15 protein-coding genes and 1 pseudogene are annotated in these 19,565 nt (G+C 67.9%); 12 read left to right on the top strand and 4 right to left on the bottom strand.

The window, feature by feature from the left end:
• The first annotated feature begins 3 nt into the window (after positions 1-3).
• On the top strand, positions 4-2,145 hold the full coding sequence (locus DL990_RS17340; RefSeq protein WP_125799292.1) for a UvrD-helicase domain-containing protein: 2,142 nt from the start codon (positions 4-6) through the stop codon (positions 2,143-2,145).
• Here the strand turns inward: DL990_RS17340 and DL990_RS17335 are convergent.
• The gene (locus DL990_RS17335; protein ID WP_125799291.1) at positions 2,142-3,773 is read right to left on the bottom strand and encodes an N-6 DNA methylase; all 1,632 of its coding nucleotides are present in this window, start codon (positions 3,771-3,773) and stop codon (positions 2,142-2,144) included. The genes DL990_RS17340 and DL990_RS17335 overlap by 4 nt on opposite strands.
• 108 nt (positions 3,774-3,881) lie before the next feature.
• Between DL990_RS17335 and DL990_RS41855 the strand changes: the two genes are divergently transcribed.
• Both DL990_RS41855 and DL990_RS42405 read left to right on the top strand, forming a co-directional pair.
• Positions 3,882-4,124: a DUF2399 domain-containing protein gene (locus tag DL990_RS41855; protein ID WP_255431382.1), complete on the top strand. Its 243-nt coding sequence runs from the start codon at positions 3,882-3,884 to the stop codon at positions 4,122-4,124.
• A 4-nt stretch (positions 4,125-4,128) separates the two neighbouring features.
• Entirely contained in the window at positions 4,129-4,326 is a 198-nt protein-coding gene (locus DL990_RS42405) for a DUF2399 domain-containing protein (protein WP_370451349.1), read from the top strand.
• On the opposite strand, the gene DL990_RS17325 is transcribed toward DL990_RS42405, so the two are convergent.
• Positions 4,323-4,709 carry a cupin gene (locus DL990_RS17325; RefSeq protein WP_125799290.1) on the bottom strand — a complete coding sequence of 129 codons (387 nt, stop codon included), beginning with the start codon at positions 4,707-4,709 and terminating at the stop codon, positions 4,323-4,325. The two genes, DL990_RS42405 and DL990_RS17325, sit on opposite strands and share 4 nt — an antisense overlap.
• Before the next feature lie 78 nt (positions 4,710-4,787).
• On the opposite strand from DL990_RS17325, the gene DL990_RS17320 reads away from it, so the two are divergent.
• The 3 genes and pseudogenes from DL990_RS17320 (at position 4,788) to DL990_RS42175 (ending at position 6,622) form a co-directional block, all read left to right on the top strand.
• A complete protein-coding gene (locus tag DL990_RS17320; RefSeq protein ID WP_125782319.1) occupies positions 4,788-5,366 on the top strand; it encodes a TetR/AcrR family transcriptional regulator in 579 nt (192 codons plus the stop codon).
• Between the two features lie 249 nt (positions 5,367-5,615).
• A complete protein-coding gene (locus tag DL990_RS41850; protein WP_233620497.1) occupies positions 5,616-5,870 on the top strand; it encodes a hypothetical protein in 255 nt (84 codons plus the stop codon).
• Between the two features lie 54 nt (positions 5,871-5,924).
• Positions 5,925-6,622: pseudogene (locus DL990_RS42175) on the top strand (plasmid pRiA4b ORF-3 family protein).
• Between the two features lie 161 nt (positions 6,623-6,783).
• Here the strand turns inward: DL990_RS42175 and msrA are convergent.
• On the bottom strand, positions 6,784-7,278 hold the full coding sequence (gene msrA, locus DL990_RS17310; RefSeq protein ID WP_125782317.1) for a peptide-methionine (S)-S-oxide reductase MsrA: 495 nt from the start codon (positions 7,276-7,278) through the stop codon (positions 6,784-6,786).
• A 108-nt stretch (positions 7,279-7,386) separates the two neighbouring features.
• Between msrA and DL990_RS17305 the strand changes: the two genes are divergently transcribed.
• The 5 genes from DL990_RS17305 (at position 7,387) to DL990_RS17285 (ending at position 17,616) form a co-directional block, all read left to right on the top strand.
• Complete coding sequence (locus DL990_RS17305) at positions 7,387-7,716, top strand: hypothetical protein (protein WP_125799289.1); 330 nt, start codon at positions 7,387-7,389, stop codon at positions 7,714-7,716.
• 88 nt (positions 7,717-7,804) lie between these two features.
• Positions 7,805-9,298, top strand: a complete 1,494-nt coding sequence (locus tag DL990_RS17300) for a TIGR02677 family protein (protein WP_125799288.1) — start codon at positions 7,805-7,807, stop codon at positions 9,296-9,298.
• Complete coding sequence (locus DL990_RS17295) at positions 9,295-10,515, top strand: TIGR02678 family protein (RefSeq protein WP_125782311.1); 1,221 nt, start codon at positions 9,295-9,297, stop codon at positions 10,513-10,515. The genes DL990_RS17300 and DL990_RS17295 overlap by 4 nt, the downstream gene beginning before the upstream one ends.
• Entirely contained in the window at positions 10,512-14,507 is a 3,996-nt protein-coding gene (locus DL990_RS17290) for a TIGR02680 family protein (protein WP_125799287.1), read from the top strand. Before DL990_RS17295 ends, DL990_RS17290 begins: the two co-directional genes overlap by 4 nt.
• 88 nt (positions 14,508-14,595) lie before the next feature.
• A complete protein-coding gene (locus DL990_RS17285; protein WP_233620496.1) occupies positions 14,596-17,616 on the top strand; it encodes a tetratricopeptide repeat protein in 3,021 nt (1,006 codons plus the stop codon).
• A gap of 1 nt (position 17,617) precedes the next feature.
• Here the strand turns inward: DL990_RS17285 and DL990_RS17280 are convergent, their stop codons facing one another.
• Positions 17,618-18,046 (bottom strand): hypothetical protein, encoded by a 429-nt coding sequence (locus DL990_RS17280; protein ID WP_125782307.1) that lies wholly within the window; start codon positions 18,044-18,046, stop codon positions 17,618-17,620.
• Positions 18,047-18,195: 149 nt separating this feature from the next.
• Here DL990_RS17280 and DL990_RS17275 point away from each other — a divergent pair, with 149 nt between their 5' ends.
• Positions 18,196-19,062, top strand: coding sequence for a DUF4394 domain-containing protein (locus tag DL990_RS17275; RefSeq protein WP_199746439.1), 867 nt, complete (start codon positions 18,196-18,198; stop codon positions 19,060-19,062).
• The last annotated feature ends 503 nt before the right edge of the window (positions 19,063-19,565 follow it).

Here is a 19,565-nt window from a genome sequence, read left to right as displayed (position 1 = left end):
ACCATGCCACAACTTGCCTTCGCCAACAGCTTCTGGGATACCTACGACCAGCTGGAAAAGCAAGTCAAATCCGGCGCTCGCAAGGCAATGGCGAAGTTTCAGCAGCTGACGGTCGCCGAGCTGTACGCGGACAAGGGACTACATCTGGAGTCGGTCGACAAGGCACGTGATCCGCGGATGCGTACCATCCGTATCACGGACTTCTGGCGTGGCATTGTGCTGGCACCTGATGACGGGAGCGATATTTTTCTCCTGCTCAGCGTCGTGCCACATGACGATGCGTACACGTGGGCGGCCAAACGCGTGTACACGGTCAACACGGCGACCCGCGCCCTCGAAGTGCGGAACGTCGTGGCGATCGAGCAGCTCACCCCACCGTTGGAACAGGCCGCGACCGAAGCACCGGCCCACTTGTTCGCCAAACATTCCGACCGGGTACTGCGCGATCTCGGCATCGACGACCAGGTACTCCGGGCTGCGCGAGCGATCACCGACAAGGCTCAACTGGAGGCATTCGGCGGTTTGCTCCCCGAGGACCAGTTCGAAGTCCTGCAGTTCCTTGTCGAAGGTTTCACGCCCGAAGAGGTCTATCGCGACGTCGTTGTCGTACGCCGGCCCGCAGACGTCGCCGACGAAACCACGGACAGCCTCGCGCGGGCGATCATCAACACCACCAGCCGTATCACGCTGGTCACAAGCCCCGACGAACTCGCCGAGATCCTGGACAAACCGTTCGCGGCCTGGCGCGTCTTCCTGCACCCGTCACAACGGCGCGTCGCCTACCGCGTCTCGTTCAACGGGCCTGCCCAGGTGACCGGTGGACCGGGTACAGGAAAGACCGTGGTGGCACTGCATCGCGTGAAGCATCTGCTTTCCCGATCACCGAAGACCCGCGTGCTATTGACCACTTTCACCAACGCGCTTGCCAGGACGCTGCGTGAGAATCTGGCGCTGCTACTCGACGACGACAAGCTATTGGCCCGAGTGCAGGTAACCACTGTCGACGCCTTCGCGAATCGAGTCGTCCGCGACCGGACGGGACAACCGCTGTCCCCTCTCACCGACATCGACGAACGTCAGATCTGGCGTCGGCTCACCCGCCGGCTCGACCTGCCGTGGTCCGAGCAGTTCCTGATGCAGGAGTTCCGCCACGTGGTACTCGCGCAACGCGTGAAGACCAAGGACGATTACCTGCAGGTCGAGCGTCGGGGACGTGGTTCGGCACTCCGTACGGTTCACCGAGAACAGCTGTGGCAGGCAGTGGAAGCCTTTCTCGCAGAGCTACGGTCGGCAGGAACCACAACACACCTGCAGATCTGCGATCAGGCGGCTGAGCTTCTACACACCTCCGACGAGTACCGTTTCGATCACGTGGTCGTTGACGAGGCCCAGGACCTTCACCCCGCGCAGTGGCGGGTTCTCCGGGCCGCGGTCCCGATCGGAGCGGACGACCTGTTCATCACCGGCGATCCGCATCAGCGGATCTACGACGCACGCGTCTCACTCCGCGCGGTCGGCATTTCGGTCACGGGGCGCAGCAGCCGGCTACGCATCAACTACCGCAGCACCGCCGAAATCCTCGCGTGGTCGACCAGCGTGATCGACGGGACAGCCATCGAAGAGCTCGGCGGCGACGGCAACGACAACCTCGCCGGCTATCGCTCTCTGCTGCACGGCAAACGGCCGCGGAGCTCAGGCTATCCCTCCGAGCAGGCCGAAGTGGCAGCCCTGTCGGCACGCGTGCGAGATTGGCTCGGCCAAGGTGTACTTCCGAGTGAGATCGCCGTCTGCGCCAGATTCAACTTGATGTTGGACAAGGTGCACGATCAGCTCGCGGCCGACGGCGTGCTCTCGATCCGAGTCAGGGACCAGCCCGGCTCGAAAGGCGACGGCGTCCGACTGGCGAGCATGCATGCCATGAAAGGGCTGGAATTCCGCTGCGTCGCGGTAGTCGGTGTGACCGAAAAAGCCATGCCGTTCGCGAAGGAGATCACCCCCGCCGAGGTTGATCGCCGGCAGCACGAAAGCGACACGCTGAAGGAACGCTGTCTGTTGTTCGTGGCGTGCACCCGAGCCCGCGACGCACTGGAAGTTTCCTGGAGCGGCACGCCCAGCTCGTTTCTGCCCACCCGGGAAGGCCGCTAGCTTTCCGACTCAGGCAGGAGAGTGCCTTGGGTCAAGCCGTCGCGGGCGAGCGAAGCAGCCAGTCCGCCTAGCTTCGCCAAATCTCTCAGGCACAGCTCGAACTCGTCGATCGTCTGAAAGGCGGAGCCATACCTGCGCTGGTCGTCGATACTCATCTGAGGAACGCGTGAGCCGCGAACATCAATCTGGAAAGTGCCGCTCCTACTAGTAGCTCGTTTGACATTCGCGGCACTCCGCAGGAAGCCGTTCAGGTAGCCGGTGTCGAGCTGGTCACTGGCAGACTTGACTGTTCCCTCGGAAATTTCGACAAGTCCGGCCCGCACCAGATCGGCTATCCGCACGGACACGCCGTCCAGCGTCCCCGGCCCGGAATCGAGAGGCGGGAGCAGGTTCTGCAGTTCCTGAAGCCTGCGACTCAACGCTTCGCAGGTTGCGATGTACTCAGCCAACTGGTCGGTACTTGACGGGACAATATGACGGCCAGGTGTGAAATCCACCTCTTCGTCGAGTAGATCGACCAAGGGCACGTCCACGACCTGGCTCGGGTTCGGCTCGAAGGGGCCGTCCGGACTGTTGTCCGCCAGGTCGATCATACGCACGGAAGCGCTACCCAAGTTCGGCTTGACCGGCCGCGCCAACAGCCACAAGTGCACGGGCTGCGTATGCGAAATGGCCATCCCGGCAGGCAAAGCGATAACATGTGTGAGGACTCCGCGACGAATCAGTTCTGCACGGATCCTTCGACCGGCCTTACGGTATGCGACGGACGGCGGCATCACGACGATCGCCCTTCCGCCAGGAGCAACGTGGGCATAGCAATGCTGCAACCAAGCCAGCTCACCTTCCGCGCGAGTCGGTACACCGAATTCCCAGCGAGGATCGAGGAGCAGGCCCTCACGGCCCCAGTCCGGGACGGCGACCGGCGGGTCGCAAACGACGAGCGCCGCACGAAGCCCCGGCCAGTGATCTTCACGAAGCGAATCGCCCACCTCGATCTTCGCGCCGACCGCCCTGTCGAGCGCCGCCCGTGCCGATGCGAACCTTGTGGCCTCAGGATTGACCTCCTGTCCAGCCAGTGTCACACCCGGCCGGTCCCCGACCGAGAAGAGCAGTGAGCCGATTCCGCAGGCTGGATCGAAAACGACACCCGTGATCTCACCTGCGAAGTGGCGGATCGCCTGAACCAGGCGTGCCGATGTTCCCTGTTCTACGCCCGCTCGGCCTGGAGAACCGAGAAATCGCTCGATGAGCCCGGCGACAACGTCGGCTTCTGAGCTCTCCTCGGCGAGGCCAAGCACCAACGTCCGAAGGTCCGGCCCAACCACAGTGGAGCCACCCGACACGAGCAGCTCTGTGACGTCGGCGAGGCCCGTGAGAATCTCGTCGCCGTATTGATCACGCACCGCCTGCCAAACGAGCACCTCGGCTGAGACGTCGTCGCGTTTGCCGTGCGTGCCCAGCCAAAGGTCGATCTCGGACAACGCATATAGAGCCCGCCCGCCCGCGCCGCTCGCGGGCTCGGGGAAATCCGGATATCGCTTACGCCAATTGGACACGGCAGCACGCGTCACGCCAGCCAGCTTGGCGATCTCCGCTGCAGTTACCAGCGCTGAAGTGTCCGAGCCCATACCCGCAACGGTACACGTCGACGCATACTGATCACATCAATGGACTGTTAGCGCTGTCAACGTCTCACTCCAGTTCGGTAACGGCTCGCCTCCGGCGAACCGTGTGTCCTGACGCTACGCCAGCTGACCACCGCGTGGCTCGGTGTCGGAGCCGGGATGGTGTCGGTCTGCGAGAACCCGATCGTCCTGGCGTCGGCGGCCGATGAGCTGGGCCCCGGCTGTCCTCCGCTCGTCTGCGTGAACGGCCAGCCCTCGGCCGCGGTGTGGCGGCTGCTCGATCTCCTCGCGGCGAAGGGAGCCGGTTTCAGGTATCACGGCGACTTCGATTTGGGGCGGTATCCGGATCGGTAATACCTTGCGAGACCGGATTTCCTGGCAACCGTGGCGATTCGATGCCGCGACGTACACCGCAACGACCGCGGCGGGCGGTCCGCTGACGGGAAAGCCGGCGGACGCCGCCTGGGATCCGGACCTGAGACCGGCGATGGAGGGGCGCGGGGTACGCATAGAGGAGGAACTCGTCCTCCCTGCCTTATTGGCGGATCTTCGCTAAGCCTCGTGGAAATCGCCGAGGCGATGGGCTTCGGCTGACGCTTCCGTGGCGGCCAGCCAATGCGGATAGGTCACGTACACCAGTTCCGTGTCCTCATCGGCCACGTAGACGACCTCGGTCCCTGCCCGCAGGTAGATCACCTCACCCGCCCGAGCCGTCACCGACCCCGAAGGTCCCTCGACGGTGAAAGTGCCGGAAGTGATGACGAGGGCCTCGTCGTAGGTCATCTTCCACGGGTTCTTCTCGCCCTTCCCGTAGCGGGCGAAGCCGACCGACATCGACGCGCCACTGTCTTGCGCGAGGACGTCGGCGAGGAAGATCTGCTGGTCGAGGCGTTGGAACCAGGTCGAAGCGTCGTCGCTCGTGAAGTGTTCGACAGACATCCGAGTCTCCTTAAGTGGAAGTTTCTCCGCTTAGTTAACTGGAGAAAGTTCCACTTGTCCACCGGTTAGGCTCACGAGGTGCTTCCCATCGCAGGAGCCGGGACTCCAGAGCGGGCGGACGCGGCTCGCAACCGGCAGAAGATCGTCCAGGCGGCGGCCAGGCTTGTGGCGGCCAAAGGGATCGACGGACTCGCGTTGGACGAGGTCGCGGCGGAGGCGGGCGTCGGGATCGGAACCGTGTATCGGCGGTTCCCGGACAAGGGCGCGTTGGCGCAGGCGTTGCTCGACGAGAACGAGCGCGAGTTCCAGGAGGCGTTCATCAGCGGGCCGCCACCGCTCGGGCCCGGAGCGCCACCAAAAGAACGACTCAGGGCGTTCCTGGAAGCGTACGTCGATAGGCTTGAGACGCATGGCGAGTTGCTCATGGTCGCGGAGACGGAGACGCCGATGGCGCGGTTCGTCACGGGCGCGTACCGGCTGCACCACAGTCATCTGGTCGCGCTGATCAGCGAGATCGAGCCGGAAGCGAACGCGCATTTCAAGGCCGACGCGCTGCTCGCGCCACTGGCGGCGGCGCAGTATGGCTATCAGCGGCGAGGCATGACGCCGGAGCAGATCAAAGCGGGTTTGAGCGACCTGTGCCGGCTGGATGACTAAGCCTGGAAGGGGTGGCATGGATCTCGCGGTGAAATCCGAACTGGTCGAGCAGGTGCGCGCGTTCACCGAATAGGTGGGCGCGGGGCGCAAACTCACTCAGACCGGGCGGCTTACCATGGCTGACGCCAGGGCACTGGTGCCCTTACTGGGCACTGGCGACGTGCTCGACCAGGCCATCGGCGACCGCGTGTACAAACCAGGTCGAGCGAGGAGCTGCTCGACCTGACGCTCGTCGTGGAGTGCGCCAAGGTGGCGCAGCTGGTCCGCAAGACGGGCCAACGACTGGTGCAGGTGAAGAAGAACCAGGCACTCCTCGGGGACCCACAAAAGCTGTGGCTCGCGCTGTTCACCGAGTTCGACAAGCTGGGCGAGGCGTTCCTGCGCTCGGGATTCGGCGAGTCACTGCTGCGCCCGGAGTTCGCGCACGGCAGCCGCGCCGCGTTGGCGGCGTTGTACAACACCGACGGTGCCGTCGGCATCGGGAGCTTGCGCGCGATCGTGTAGGATGTCGTCAGCGCGCCTTGGGTCTTGGACGATCTCACCGAACTACAGTTCGAGATGTTGCGACGCTCGAATGACCGCGACACCAAGGAGACGCTCGAGGTCCTGCAGCGATTGGGAGCGGTGACCCTCCGGGGCGAATCGGCTGAGCTGACCGAACTCGGCCGGTTCGGCATGCGGCGGATCTTGGGCGAGCCGGAAGCAGGCGATCCGATCTACCAGGTGAAGATCACCTTGCTGGAGATCGAAGGCCTTCCGGTGTGGCGACGGGTATTGGTTCCGGCGGCCATCCCGCTCGACCGGCTGCACGTCGTCATCCAGGCCGCGATGGGCTGGGAGAACTACCACCTGCACTACTTCCTCGACGGGCAGACCTACTACGGCGAGGCCGAGCCTGAGCTGCAATACCGCGACGAACGGGAACTGCGGCTCGATGACTTGGTGAAGCCAGGTGACCGCCTCGAGTACAACTACGATTTCGGCGACAGCTGGGACCACGAGATTCTGATCGAGAAAGCCACGGTCGCCACGTCCGATGGGGTTATACGCGGTGTATCGCGGGTCAAGCGGCGTGCCCGCCGGAGGACGTCGGCGGTACCGGCGGTTACGCGAGGTTGATCCAGATACTCGGCGAGCCCGGCCACGAGGAACACCACGACGTACTCGGCTGGCTCGGCCTCGATGACCCTGGCCGGTTCGACGCCGCGCGCTTTGACGTCGACGAAGCCAACCAGCGTCTCGCCGCAAGGGCATAGGCAGGCTCGGCTTGGAGAAACCCGGCGTCCTGAAGGGTCCCTTTGAGACCTTCAACGTCTCAAAGGGACCCTTCAGGACACGCCACGTCTCATGTTCGCCTACCGCCACCTTAAGATCCCGACCTGCCCTGAGGCCGGCTCAAGGCTGGTCGGGTCCGGTATCAGCGCTCGCCCAGTTGCCATTCCGGCCGCACGTAGTGGCAGGTGTAGCCGTTGGGGATGCGCTCCAGGTAGTCCTGGTGTTCGGGCTCGGCTTCCCAGAAGTCACCGGCCTGGGTCACCTCGGTGACGACCTTGCCGGGCCATTTGCCGGAGGCGTCGACGTCGGCGATCGTCTGTTCGGCGACCTGCTTCTGCGTGTCGTCGGTGTAGTAGATCGCCGACCGGTAGCTGGTGCCGATGTCGTTGCCCTGGCGGTCGCGCGTCGTCGGGTCGTGGATCTGGAAGAAGAATTCCAGGATCTGGCGGTACGAGAGCTGCGCCGGGTCGAAGACGATCTCGATGCCTTCGGCGTGCGAGCCGTGGTTGCGGTAGGTCGCGTTCGGCACGTCGCCGCCGGTGTAGCCGACCCTGGTGGAGACGACCCCGGGGTGCCGGCGGAACAGGTCCTGCATGCCCCAGAAGCAGCCGCCCGCGAGAACAGCTTTTTCCGTCACGATTGATCTCCTCTGGTCGTTGACATCCAGTACAACGTGCCGGACCGCGCCTGTCATCCCCGTCCGGGTGTGACGGAACGCTTACGTCCGCCGTGCGTCTCACGCTAGGTGAAAACCACCCTGCTGGCGGTCCTCGCCCTCCTCCTGGCCGGTTGCGCGGCGACACCGGATACCCCGAAACCCGAGGACGCCTTCCGGTTCGGCGGGATCTCGATGCCGGCGAGCGGGAAGGTGCTGGAGACGAAGTACGACCGGGGCATCGACTCGAGGTACCAGGTCGTCCTCACCCTTCCGGCGGAGGACGTGCCCAAGCTGCTCGAGGCCTCGGACTTCGCGCCCGGAGTGATGAACGACGACCGGATGGTCGACGGCCGCCGCGTGGTCCGGAAGGTCACCGTCGAGGGGACCACCGTGCGCCTTGAGCTGTTCACGACCTGAGCACTCTGCGTGAAAAAAGACGGTCCGTTCGGACTCGTCTGGGTGACCCCCTAACGTGTAGCCCCACGCACCATCCGCCGGAGGACGCATGGATCCGCTCCGTGTTCCGCCCGAACTGTTCCGTTTCACCGACGGCAGCAGATCAGGGCTTTCCCTGGCGATCCTGCACGCCTTCGGTGAGGCGAACGAGCGGCTCGTGACGGCGCTCGGCATCGACGACGTCCGCACGAGGCTGCGGGAAGTCGGCTGGCTGGAGACGCTCGACGACGAAGACCTGGTCAAGGCGCTGGATCAGCTGAGGAGCCAAGGCCACCTCGACGTCGTCCAGAACCACGCGGGCGACTACCGGACGGCGTCCGAGTACGAGCGGCGCAATCTCCAGTACTCGCTCACTCGGCAAGGCGAAGCGGCGTACGCGGGTGTGGTCCGCGCGAACGAGGTGCTCAACGCGACCGGCGCCCTCCAGACCGCGACGCTCGAAGCGCTGGGTGAGCGGCTCGGTGAGCTCGCGAAGCAGCTCGAAGACGGCACCGACAGGCGCGTGTTCAGCACGCTCGCCGAAGTCGAGAGCCACCTCGAGGCGTTCCGCGACAACACGAAGCGCTTCAACGGCGACCTCCAGCGCCTGCTGCACGCCGAAGCCGACCTCGCGACATTCCACGAGGTCAAGGCATCGACGGTCGCGTATCTGCAGGAGTTCCTGAACGACCTCGAGCATCACACCCACACCATCGCCACCCGCATCAAGGAGATCGACGACCACGGCGTGGAGCGGGTGCACCGGCGCGCGCTCAACGGCGCCGCCCTGCCGAGCCCGGATCAGCGGTGGCTGGAGCTCCGCAAAGCCCGCTGGGACGGGCTTCGCGCGTGGTTCCTGCCCGAAGACGGGGCGACGCCGCGGGTCGAGGAGCTCCACAAGGTCGCGCGGCGGGCGATCATCACGTTGCTCCAGGTGCTGGACCGGATCACCGAATCCCGGCGGCGCGCGAGCAGCGCGGTCGCCGATTTCCGTGAGCTGGCGCGGTGGTTCACCGTCGTCCCGGCACAGGAGGACCTGCATCGCCTGTGGTCCACGATGTTCGGGCTCAGTTCCGCGCGGCACGCGCACCTCGCCCACGCGGATCCGGAAGTGGTCAGTACGACGGCGTCGTGGCTCGACGCGCCGCCCGTCGAAGTGTCGGAGCTGCTCCGGTCGGCGGGCCGCACCGAGCGGTTCACCCGGACCGGGCGCGTTCGCGACGTCACCGAGATCCGGGCGGCACGGGTCCGGCAGGCGATCGCGGAACGCGCCGAACTCGAGTCGGCGTGGAGCATGCTCGACACCGGCGGGGTCGTGCGGCTTTCGGCGTTCGAGAAGCTGGACCATACCGTTTTCGAGCGGCTGCTGGACCTGCTGGGCCAAGCGCTGGGCAGCAGCCCCGGCGCGGACGGCACCCGGCGGAGCACAACGTCCGACGGCCAGATCGAGATCGTCCTGAGGCCGTCGCGAAACGGCGCTGTCGCACGACTGACCACCACGAGCGGTGTCTTCCGCGGCCCCGACTACGAGATCGAGATCAGTACGGCCGGAGGCGGTGCGTGAGCCTCACGAACCAACTGGTGATCGCGGAGCGCGAAGAAGTCGCGCGCGGGATCCGGGCGCTGCTGGCCACCCCGCTGATCGGCGAGCGCGGCTCCCCCGAGACCTTCGACCTCATCCGGCGCCGCCGCGAACCCATCCGGCAGTGGTTCGACTACTACTGCGGCTGGACGCTCACCGTCGAACCACGGCTCGGCTACGCCCGGCTGGTCAAGATCCGCGCGGCCGCCGATCCCACCCGCCCGGCGCGACGGGTCCGTTCCGGGCGCGCGGCGTTCGACCGCCGTCGCTACGTCCTGCTGTGCGTGGTGGCGGCCGAACTGCTCACGGTGCCGGTGACCACGATCGGCCTGCTCGCCGGCCGGGTCGCGAAAGCGAGCGCCGCCGATGACCTCGTGACCACCTTCGACGTCGCCACCAGGGCGGAACGTCTCGCGTTCGTGGACGTCCTGAAACTGCTGGAGTCCTTCGGCGTCCTCGAAACCGCCGACGGCGACCCGGAGTCCTTTGTGGACGAAACCACCGCGAAGGTGCTGTTCCGGGTCGACGCGACCCTGTTGCTGCGGATGCTCGCCGCGCCGGTCGGGCCGTCGCAGCTGGCCGTGCTCACCGACGACGTCGCGCTGCGGTTCGAGGAGCTGCTGGAGGCGGTGTCGTACGAGCAGCGCTACGGCCTCTCGTCGGGCCGCCACGAGGACACGCCGAGCGCGTCGGACGTCCAGCGGAACCTGTGGCTGCGCCATACGGTCTTCCGCCGTCTCGTCGACGACCCCGTGCTGTACTTCGCCGAACTGACCGCGGAGGAGCGCGCGTACCTCGGTTCGCCGACCGGGCGCCAGCTGCTGCGGCGTGCCGCGGAGCAGGGCGGTTTCGTCCTCGAAGAACGCGCGGAGGGCGTGCTGCTCGTCGACGTCGACGGGCTGGCCACCGACGAGCGCTTCCCGGACGACGGCAGCAACGCCAAGGTCGCCGCGCTCCTGCTGCTCGACGCGCTCGACGAGCCGCGGACGACCGACTACCTGCGCAACGCCACCGCGAAACTGCTGAAACGGTTCCCGCGCTGGGCCAAGACGTACCGGGGCAAGGACGGCGTGCGACGGCTGACCGTCGACGCGCTCGCGGTGCTGACCGGCTTCGGCCTGATCCGCACCGAAGGCGAACTCGTCCGGCCACTCCCGGCCGCCGCGAGGTACACCGACCGAAACGAGGAGGCGCCGTGACCGTGACGAGGTGGATCCCGTCCCGTGCGGGCATCCTCAACATCTGGCGCTACTACGACGAGATCTTCGAGTTCCACGACGGGCGGCTGCTGCTGCGCGGCCCCAACGGGAGCGGGAAGTCGAAGGCGCTGGAGCTGCTGCTTCCGTTCCTGTTCGACGCGAGCCTGCGCGCCAACCGGCTGTCGACCTTCGGCACCAGTGAACGCAGCATGCACTGGAACCTGATGGGCGAAGGCGCTTCCGGCGCCACGCGCGTCGGATACGTGTGGCTCGAATTCGGCATGGCCGGGGACAAGTGGTTCACCTGCGGCGCGCGGCTTCAGGCGAGTACGCACACCAGCACGGTGCACGCCGACTTCTTCACCACCGGCCTGCGGGTGGGCGACGGCTTGCCGCTGGTCAACGAGGCAGGCCAGCCGCTGACCAAGAACGCACTGGAGGAAGCCCTCGGCGAGCACGGGACGGTGCACGCCGGCGCGGCCGAATACCGCGCGGAGATCCGCGCGAAACTGTTCCCCACCTTGAGCGAACAGCGGTACGACGCGCTGATCACCGCGCTGCTCCAGCTGCGGATGCCCAAACTCTCGCAGCGGCTCGACCCGAGCCTGCTGTCCAACCTGCTCTCCCGCGCGCTTCCGCCGTTGGGGCAGCAGGAGATCGCGGACCTCGCCGAGGGATTCGAGCGGCTCGACGCGCAGCGCGAACGGCTTGGCTCGTTGGAGACCGAGGTCGACGCGACCCGCGCGCTGGCCGCGCGGCAGAAGACCTACGCCCAGCGTGTGCTGCGCGCGGGCGCCGCGAACCTCATCGCCGCGACCACCGAACTCGACGAACTCGCCGCGGCAGCCCGTCGTTCGGCCGAGGAGTACGACGAGGTCGCCGCGAAGAAGGAAGCCGCCGAGGCACGGGCGGCGAAGCTCGAAAAGGACGTCGAAGAGGCCGAAGCCCGCCTCGCCGGGCTGACCGAATCCGACTCGTACCGAAAAGGCCAGGAACTCGACAAGCTGCGGCAACGGACGCTGTCCACGCGCGAAAAGGCGGAAACGCTGCGCGCGGACGCGGATCGGCTCCGCGCCGAGGCGGACGCCGACGAGGAGCGGTCGCGGGCGGCGAAGCAGGTCGCGAAACGGCAGGCCGACCTCGTCCGCTCGATGGAGACCGAGGTCCGTGCCGCCGCGACCCGCGCGAATCTGGCCGGGGTGCACGACGAACTCGTCTCCGGGCTGAAGGAATCGGAACCCGCCCGGCTCCGTCCGTTGCTGCAGGCCGCCGTCCGCGGCAAACGTGACCAGGTCGAGAGCGTCGGCCGGGCACTGGACACCCGCGATCGCGCCGTCGGCCGCCGTCACCAGGCGGAAGCGGATCTCGACCGGGCGAGGTCGGATTTCTCGGCCGCGCGGGAAAGGGTGGACCTCACGACGGCGACCCGGGAGCTCGCGCTGAGCGATCTGCGCACCCGGCTCGCCGAATGGGCCATCGGTTGCCGTGAGCTGCGATTCCCCGACGTGGAAGCGCTCGTCCGGGACGCCGAGGCCGAAGTCTCGTTGCTGGGCAGGATCAGCGCGGTCGCCGAGACCGTGCTGGAGGACATCATCAGGCGGGAGGCGGCGACCGGTGCCGCGCTGGCCGCGGCGCGCGCCGAGCACGACGAACTCCTCGTCGAGGCCGGTGTGCTCGAAACGGAGGACGTCCTCGCGCCCGAGGCGCCGCGCACCCGCACGGCGGACCGCGCGGAGATGAGCGGCGCGCCGCTATGGCGGCTGGTCGATTTCGCCGGCTCGGTCCCGGAGAGCACGCACGCGGGGATCGAGGCCGCGCTCGAAGGCGCCGGGCTGCTGGACGCCTGGGTGAACTCCCACGGTGTCGTCGAAGGACACGACGTCCTCGCGGAGACCGGGACGCTGCCGGTGGTGGCCTCCGGCCGTTCGCTCGCCGACGTCCTCGTGCCGGAGCCCGACGCGGAACTCTCCCCGGCGAAGATCCGCCGGATCCTCGAAGTGATCGCCTTCGACGACGTGCTTCCCGCCGGCCCCGCCGCGATCGGCGCGGACGGCGCCTGGCGGATGGGCGGCCTGTCGGGCAGCTGGACGAAGGAAGCCCCGGCGTACATCGGTGCCGCCGCCCGCCTGCGCGCCAGGGAGCGCCGGATCGCCGAGCTGCGGGACGAGATTTCCCTCCGTGAAAAGACGATCGCCGAACTGGACGGCGAGCTGGCCGCGTCGCGCGGCAGGCGCGAGCTGATCAAGATCGAACGCGCCGCCCGCCCCGGCCACGATGATCTCTTTGCCGCGACCGGGGAATCGACCGCGGCCGAGGCGGAGCTGACCGCCGCCGACGCGGCCGTCCGGCACGGGGAGACAGCCGTCTCCGCGCTGGAGATCGAGGCCAAGACCTCCCTGCACGAGCTGACCGCGCAGGCTTCGGAGAGCGGGCTGCCGACCGAACGGGCGCCGCTGACCGCGCTCGCCACGGCCCTGCGCACCTACTCCGACCAGGGCGAGAACTGGTTGTACGAGCACGGAAACCTGGTCACCGCGCAGCAGCGGGCGGAGCTGTGCGCCGAGCAGGCGGACCGGTCGGAGGCGAACGCCGCCCGGCGTGAGGACGAGGCTTCCGAAGCCGAGGCCGAACGCACCAAGCTCACCGCGATGCTCGACGCGATCGAGGGCAGCGTCGGCACCGGCCAGCGCGAGGTGCTCGCCGAAATCGACGGCCTGCGCACGAAACTGCGGGAACTCGCCGTCGAACTCCGCGCCGCGAATGCCGAAGCCAAGGAACTCGCGGTCCGCCTCGGCGCGCTCGGGGTCCGGCGCACGACCGACGCGGCCGCCCGCGAGGACGCCACCAAGAAGCAGGACGCCGCCGCGCTCCGGTTCCGGAAGCTCGCCACCGGCGTCTTCCCCGCGGACGGCGGGATCGAGGACCTGCCGAAGTTCCAGGCAACCCTGTCCGCCTCCGACGGCGTGCGGTCGGCGCTCGACACGGCCCGGCTGGTGGCCGCGGCGTGGCCGTCCGTGCCGCATGCGCCGAGCAACCTCGGCGAGGCGCTGCACCGGCTGTCCGAGGCCGTGCACACCTGCCGGAACACGCTCAGCTCGCGGGCGGAACTCGATCTGGAGACCGACGAGGACGTCCAGATCTTCACCGCCGTCGTCGACGGACTCCGGGTCGGCGCGGCAGAACTGCTGAAGATCCTTTACGCCGAAGCGGAACAGAGCAGGCACGAGATCACCGATCGCGAAAGCGACCTGTTCGACAAGACGCTGACCGGTGACACCCGCCGTCATCTGGCGGCGCGTATCCGGCAGGCCAACGACCTCGTCGACGGCATGAACGCGCGCCTCGAACGCGTGCGGACCGCGTCCAGGGTGGCCGTCCGGCTGGTCTGGCAGGTCTCCCCCGATCTGCCGCCGGGTACCAAGACCGCGCGGGACCTGCTGCTGAAGGATCCGGACCAGCTGACCGCCGAAGACCGCGTGTCACTGCACAAGTTCTTCCGCGAGCGCGTCGAACAGGCGAAGGCGGACGACACGGCGACCAGCTGGGAACAGCAGCTCGCGCAGGTCTTCGACTACACGTCCTGGCACCGGTTCGTGGTCAAGGTCGACCGCGCGAACGGGGCGGGCTGGCAGCTGCTGACCAAGAAGCTGCACGGCGCGCTTTCCGGTGGGGAGAAGGCGATCGCGTTGCATCTGCCGCTGTTCGCCGCCGTCGCCGCGCACTACCAGGCCGCGCCCGAGGCGCCGAGGGTGATCCTGCTCGACGAGGTGTTCGTCGGTGTCGACACCACCAACCGGGGGCAGGTGTTCGGCCTGCTGTCCGCGCTCGACCTCGACCTGATGCTGACGTCGGACCACGAATGGTGCACCTACGCCGAACTCGGCGGCGTCGGCATCCACCAGCTCATCACCGGCGGTGACGGCGACGACGCGGTGACCACGGCGCGGTTCACCTGGAACGGGCACGACCTCCTGCCCGCCGAACCGCGTTAGCCTGAGCGGACCCAAAGCCGGGCGCAGCGGGGCCCTTTCCGGCGTTCGTCCTTGTGCGACGGCGGAAGGTGCGATTACGTTCCCACCGGTGGCGCCGACGGCCGTACGGATCCAGGTGCTGGGGTCGCTGCGCGTATGGCTCGACGGGACGGAAGTCGACCTCGGCCCGCCGGGCCGCCGCGCCGTGCTGGGACTGCTGGCGCTCGCCGGCGGCGAGGCGATGGCCAAGCAGGACCTGGTGGACGCGCTCTGGGGCGAACGGCCGCCACGCAGCGCGGTGAACGTCCTCCAGACCCACGTCAAACATCTGCGGCGGCTGCTGGAACCCGGCCGCCCGCCACGGTCCGGCAGCGAGGTCCTGCCGCATGTCGGCGGCGGTTACGCCTTGCGCTGGGACGCCGTCGAGATCGACCTGCCGCACGTCCGGGGTCTCGTCGCCGAAGGCACCGACGCCCAGCGTGACGGCGAGACGGGCCGCGCCGCCGCCTTGTTCGGCGAGGCCCTGCGCTGGTGGCACGGTAAACCGCTGGCCGATATCCCTTTGCTGGCAACGCATCCGAAGGTCGTGTCACTGGTCGCGGAACGCCGTTCGCTGCTCGCCCGGTACGGCGACGCGATGCTCGCCCTCGGCGCCGCGGAAGAGGTGCTGACGGAGCTCGTCGAGGCCGCCGCGGACCAGCCGCTGGACGAACCCGCGCAAGCGCGGCTGATCCGCGCCTATCACGGTTCCGGGCAGCGGGCCACGGCTTTCCTTCTGTACCAACGGGTTCGTGAACGGCTCATCGAGGAACTGGGCGTCGAACCCGGGCCCGAACTGCTCGCCGCGCACGCCGCCCTCCTCGACGACGGCGAGCCGATCGGGATCGTCGAGGCCGGCCCGGCGAAGCGGATCCCCCGGCAGCTACCCGCCGAACCGCACTGGTTCACCGGCCGGGCCACCGAACTGTCCATTTTAGACGAACTGCTGCCGCGTCCCGGCGGACACGGCGGCACAGTGGCGATCGCGGCCGTCTCGGGGAGCGCGGGGGCCGGAAAGACCGCGCTGGCCGTGCACTGGGCGCACCGCGTCTCCGACCGGTTCCCCGACGGGCAGTTCTACGCGAATCTACGCGGCCATTCGGCGGGCCCGCCCGCGTCCGCGCTCGAAGTACTCAGCCGGTTCCTGTCCGCGCTGGAGATCCCCGCCGAACGCGTACCCGCCGACACGGAAACCGCGTCGGCGCTGTACCGGACGCTGATGACCGACCGGAAAGCCTTGGTAGTACTGGACAACGTCGCCGGCGCCGATCAGGTCCGGCCACTGCTGCCTGCCGGCCCCGGCTGTCTGGTGCTGGTGACCGGCCGCGACCGGATGACCGGGCTGATCGCCCTGCACGGCGCCCGGCGGCTCACGCTGGACATGCTCGATCCCGGTGCGGCACTGGAGTTGCTGGGCCGGGTCATCGGCACGGAACGAATCCGGGCCGAACACGAGGCGGCCGCCGAAGTCGCCGGACTCTGCGCGTATCTGCCACTGGCGCTGCGGATCGCGGCGGCCAATCTCGCCGACAACCCCGGTTACGGCCTGGAGGACTACGCCATCGAGTTGCGCAAGGGCAATCTTCTCGCCGCGCTCAGTGTGCCGGGCGACGAACAGATCGCGGTCCGGACCGCCTTCGACCTCTCTTATGCGGCCCTGCCCGCCGAAACGCGGCGTCTGTTCCGGTTGCTGAGCCTGATACCGGGCAACGACATCGGCGTCGAACCGGTCGAAGTCCTCACCGGTCTGCGTGAAGCACGACCGATGCTGGACACACTCGCGGGGGCGCATCTGGTCGAGCAGCATGCTCCGGATCGGTATCACTTCCATGACCTGCTTCGCCGCTATGCCGCAGATCGCCTGGAGGCGGAGGAAACCCGGGCCGAACGTGAAGCCGCCCGGCGGCGGTTGCACGAGTGGTACCTGCGTGCGGTCGACCGCGCGGCCCGGCTGGTGTACCCGCACATGTTCCGCGGCCATCCGGTCGTACCCGACGGCCGGATCCCCAGCACCGTCACGGAAACACCGGCGGCCTGGCTGGAGACGGAACTGGGCGCCATCGTCGCCGTCGTCCAGGATGCCGCCAGGTCCGGGCCACCCGCGGTGGCCTGGTCGCTGTCCGATGCCCTGCGCGGCTATTTCTGGATGTCGTTGCGCCAGGTGGAATGGCGGGCCGCCGCCGAAGCCGCGCTGTCCGCCGCCGACGAGGACGGCGATCTCCACGCTCGCGCGTCCGCCCGGTTCAGCCTGGCCGACCTGAGTTTCCGCCAGGGCCGGTACCGGCAGGCCGTCCGGCGCTACACGGGCGCGCTCGCCCTGGCCCGGCGGGCGAAATGGGTGGAGGCGCAGGCGGCGGTGCTGGGCAATCTCGGCTGCGTGTATTGGCAGTCCGGACGGCTTCCCGCCGCCGCGGCGCGGTTCTCGCGAGGCCTGGAACTGAGCAGGAGCAGCGGCAGGCCTGCCGGTGAGGCGGTCGCGCTCGGCAATCTCGGGCTCGTCCAGTGGGAGATGGGCGATCTGCCGCGTGCGGCCGAGCATTACGCGCAGGCGCTGCGCCGGTATCGGCGGCTCGGCTCGCGCTACGGCGTGGCGATCAACCTGAGCAATCTCGGGCAGGTGCAGCACGCTCGCGGCTTCATCACCGAGGCGGGAGGGCTGCTCGCCAAGGCGCTCACCCTGCATCGCGACGCCGGGAACCGGGCGGGCGAAGCGGAAACGCTCGGCAGGCTCGCGTCCGTGTACCGCGATCTCGGCAGGCTCACCGACGCCCTCGACCACGCGCGCGACGGCCTGCGGCTGGCGCGGGAGACCGGCGAACCGCGTGGCGAAGGCGAAGCCCTCGTCGCGCTCGCCGGCGTGCATCACCGCGCGGGGCGGCACCAGGACGCCGCGCGCCGCTATCGGCAGGCTTTGGCCCTGCTGAGGGAAACCGGCGACCGGTATCCCGAGGTCGACGCGCTCATCGGCCTCGCGACCGCCACCGGGGACATCGGCAAGGCCCGGCAAGCTCTCGCGCTGGCCGAGCGGGCGGGTTACCGGGCGCTGCGAAGACGGGCGGCGCTCGTCGTCGACGCCATCCTCCGAGCCTGAGTCACGTCGCTTCGATGCCGCTTCGAGTGTCGTACGCGCCGACCGGGGCGAACGTGACGACGACCCACGGATTCACGCCGTGTTCCTTGCCGTCACTGGCCAAGCAGGAGAACTCGCTCATGTCGAACGCGCTCCACCCCGGACCGCCCGGCACCGGGTTCACCGCTTCCTCGATCCGGCCGGCCCACCGGCAAGCGGTATCGAGCACCCGAGGGGTCACCGACGCCTCGGCCCAGCCGATCGTCCCGCCGTCCGCGCACCAGGAAAGCCCGTAGGTGTAGGTCCACCTCCCGGGGTCTTCGAGGACGACGGGCTTGATGGTCTTGACGCCGGAAGCGCAGTCGCGCGCCGCGTTCGCCTCACCTTCGGCGACGAACGTGAGCCCCGCGCAGAGGAGCACCGAACCGGCCACGGCATTCCTGATCGTCATCGTTCCCCCTCGTTCCGTTGTCCTCCCACTGTTCCGCCGGCCCCGTCCGTCCGCAATCCGCCGTACGCCGGGTCCAATCGACGTCCAATCGGTGTCCAGTGCCGCCGATTAGCTTGTGGCCGCACAGTTTCCGTTGAGGGGAGCAGGAGATGAAGACAGGACTCAAGAAGGCCATGGTCGCGGCGGCCACCACGGTGACCGTCGCGGCGGCGCTCGTCGTCGGGACCGCCGGCGGGAGTTCGGCACAGGTCGCCGGGCTGAAGACGTACGCGATCTCCACGGACGGCAGGCTCATGGCGATGTTCTCCACCGACAGACCCGACGTGCTCGACTGGGTGCGGCTCGTCAACGGACTCGTCTGCGGGGAGACGAACCTGATCGGGATCGACTTCCGCGTCCAGAACGGCGTGATGTACGGGGTGGGGAACAAGGGCTGCATCTACACGATCCAGACCCCGCCCGCGACCCCCGACGTCGTCGTCACGAAGGTCTCGCAACTGAGCGTTCCGTTGTACGGCACGTACTTCGGCGTCGACTTCAACCCGGCGGCCGACCGGCTGCGCGTCATCAGCGACAACGGCCAGAACCTCCGCCACAACCTCGCCACCCACAGCACCACCGAAGACTCGACCCTGACCACCCCGCCGCTCACGGCCCCGGCCAAGGGCGTCACGGCCGCCGCGTACACCAACAACGACCTCGACCCCGACAGCGCGACCACGCTGTTCGACATCGGCACCGGCAGCGACCAGGTGCTCATCCAGTCGCCCGCCAACAACGGGCTGCTGGCCCCGACCGGCGCGCTCGGCGTCGACGCCGGCCCGAACGCGGGCTTCGACATCTACAGCGACCTGAACGGCGGCAAGGCGACGGCGGTAACCGGGTTCGCCGTGCTGAACCCGGCGAGCGGCGGCTCGGCGTTCTACACCGTCAACCTGCTGAACGGAGCGGCGACCAAGGTGGGTGACTTCCCACTGCCACTGGGCGACATCGCGGTCGCGCTCGACACCAACTGAGCGAAAACCCGGCTGTTCGGTTGTTCGGTGTTCGGTGTTCGGTCCGAACACCGAACAATCGCGAAGGCATGTTGCCGGAAATCGTCGATGCCGACGTCGATGCGACGAGGACCCGATGAGTCGCGCGGTGGAGGCGGCTATCGGGCTGCTTCGGAACGGTCGGTCGTCCGCGATGCGATGTGCGGCGGGCTTGCTTTGGGCCGCTGTCGCCGAGATGTGACGACAGCGGTCTGGGCTTCATTGCCGGAAATCGGCAATGCCCCAGAGTGGCTTCGTGATCCGGATTGTCGGTGGCCGGTCGTATGGTCGTGGGGTGGACATGCACAGATCCGGGCCGGTGGCGCTACTCGGGAAACTCGCCGATCGGAGCGCTTTGGAGTCGGTGAATGCTTCGATAGGTTTGTTGGACGACAATGATTCCGTCGCTGTCGCGTAAGCGGCGTCGGTGGGGATCGCCCGGCTTGAGGCGGTCCGGTTCCGGGCGCTGGCCCGGCTGAACCGGC

Origin of the sequence: Amycolatopsis sp. WAC 01416, assembly GCF_003947485.1 — a bacterium.
Taxonomy (GTDB): Bacteria; Actinomycetota; Actinomycetes; order Mycobacteriales; family Pseudonocardiaceae; genus Amycolatopsis.
This window is presented reverse-complemented; position numbering and strand designations above follow the sequence as displayed.